The sequence below is a fragment of the Pseudomonas sp. 5P_5.1_Bac1 genome (assembly GCF_025466015.1).
In the GTDB taxonomy this organism is placed as follows: Bacteria; Pseudomonadota; Gammaproteobacteria; order Pseudomonadales; family Pseudomonadaceae; genus Aquipseudomonas.
Map to the genome: position 1 here is coordinate 1 of NZ_JANLNX010000069.1, position 437 is coordinate 437.

1 protein-coding gene is annotated in these 437 nt (G+C 65.0%); it reads right to left on the reverse strand.

Going from position 1 to position 437, the window contains the following annotated elements; genetic code table 11:
* Positions 1 to 437: phosphopantetheine-binding protein (locus tag NTD82_RS15115; RefSeq protein ID WP_262129286.1), on the reverse strand; the 437-nt coding region annotated here is incomplete at both ends.

Here is a 437-nt window from a genome sequence, read left to right on the forward strand (position 1 = left end):
CGGCTCGCCACCTGGGCGATGCCCTGCACGGTCTGGCGCTGGAACAGGTCTTTCGGGCTGAACACGATGCCCGCCTGACGCGCACGGCTGACCACCTGAATGGAGATGATCGAGTCGCCGCCCAGCTCGAAGAAGTTGTCGGTCACGCCGACTTTCTCCAGCTTCAGCACGTCCGCCCAGATCGCCGCCAGTTGGGTTTCCAGCGCATTCGCCGGCGCGACATAGGCGGCCTGCGACTGGCTGATATCCGGCTTGGGCAGCGCACGGCGATCCAGCTTGCCGTTGGCGCTCAGCGGCATTTTCTCCAGCAGCACGAAGTGGCTCGGCACCATGAACTCGGGCAGGTGGACTTTCAGGTGCGCCTTGAGCGCGTCCTTCAGGTCACTGCTGTCCTCGGCCACCAGATACGCCGCCAGTTGCTTGCCGCTCGGGCCATC